This window comes from Anaerovibrio sp., from assembly GCF_045637405.1.
GTDB lineage: Bacteria > Bacillota > Negativicutes > Selenomonadales > Selenomonadaceae > Anaerovibrio.
In genome coordinates this window covers 1-1,553 of the sequence record NZ_JAZTZI010000007.1, presented here as the reverse complement: position 1 = coordinate 1,553, position 1,553 = coordinate 1, and the positions used below count along the sequence as shown (strand labels likewise).

Here is a 1,553-nt window from a genome sequence, read left to right as displayed (position 1 = left end):
TGTGATATTTTAAGTGGGTGTACTATGCGACTAGGTATTTATTCCAATGTAAAAAGAGTTAATTTCCTGATGAAAAAAGTGAGCGGGCGTATTAAGGAAACTGTACCGGAGCTGGAAGTATGGATTTGCGCCGTCACTGGTGATACTCCCGTTACTGAGGAACTAACTAAGCAACTAAAGAAGGCCAATGTCAATATTTTTATGTGGATGGGCAGTGGCATTGACAATAAGTTTTTGCAGAACTCAGCCAAATTCTTACGGAAAACTAATCGTCCTTTCCTCATCATTGTGGATAATGCTGGGGATGACGAAATATCTCATGGATTCACTGCGGCACAAATAGAAACAGTATGGGCCTACAAAAGATATGACGGAGAGGAAAACATATATAATCTGTGTTTGTGGCTGGCCAACAACTTTGGCAATATGGCTACCTCCCCCAATCCACCGGTAAAGCAGCCCTGGAACGGAATTTGGCATCCGGCTTGGCAGGGAGATTGCCAGGATTTGGATGCCTATTTGGACCGACACTATGTGGCAGGACGTCCAACGGTGGGAATTTTGTTTTATCGGGCCGAGTGGCTTACTGGTGAACGGACGTATCAAAATGCCTTGATTAGCACCTTGGAAAAGCGGGGCTTTAATGTCATCGGCATTTTTTCCAATTCGGTGAAGGACGAAAGGATGGGCAGTCCCTCGCTGCAGGAGGCAATGGAATATTACTTTTATCGCAATGGGGAAAGAATTATTGATGTAATGATCAACACCATGAAATTTTCCCTGAAAACTGCCGGTGTACCTATAGAATTTTTTCAGCAGCTGAACGTCCCTATCCTACAGGCATATACTGTATTGCGCAGCAAACAGGAATGGGAAAAGTCACCGGCTGGTTTAGATCCGGTAAATGTTTCCATAAGTGTCAGCTTGCCGGAGTTTGATGGCGTTCTTCATACCGTACCTATCGCAGCCAAAGTTTCAGATACACCCGGTGAGATGGTATATACCGCTTTGCTGGACCGAATGAAGCTATTGGCGGATAAGGCCTGGAATTGGGCCATGCTGGGGCACAAGGCTGATAGGGAGAAAAAGATTGCGATAATATTTCACAATTATCCCTCCACCAATGCCACCATTGGCAGTGCAGCGGGATTGGACTCACCGGAAAGTGTACGCCGCCTGCTTATTCACATGAAAGCCTTGGGATATTCCGTAGGGGATATCCCGGCTGACAGTCGGGCCTTCATGTCCATGCTTACAGAGGCCTCAACAAATGATCGAAGGTTTTTAAGTGACGAAGCGCTAAATACCAGGTTTCAAAAGTTATCAGCCCAGGAATATTGCGAGTTTTTCCAGCAGTTACCTGAGCCGGTACGTGAACGGATGGAGAAGGAGTGGGGCCCAGCCCCTGGCGATGTTTTCTATCATGAAGGAAATTTGTTGATACCGGGCATGTTCCTTGGTAACGTGCTGGTAACAGTTCAGCCACCCCGTGGTTTTGGCGAAGACCCTGGAAAAATCCTTCATGCACCGGATTTGCCGCCGTCACATCATTA

Annotated in this window: 1 protein-coding gene; it reads left to right on the top strand. The window is 46.5% G+C overall.

From position 1 onward, the window contains the following. Window positions 1-24: 24 nt before the first annotated feature. The coding region (locus ACKI5G_RS00655; protein ID WP_407396657.1) for a cobaltochelatase subunit CobN at window positions 25-1,553 on the top strand (1,529 nt) is incomplete at its 3' end.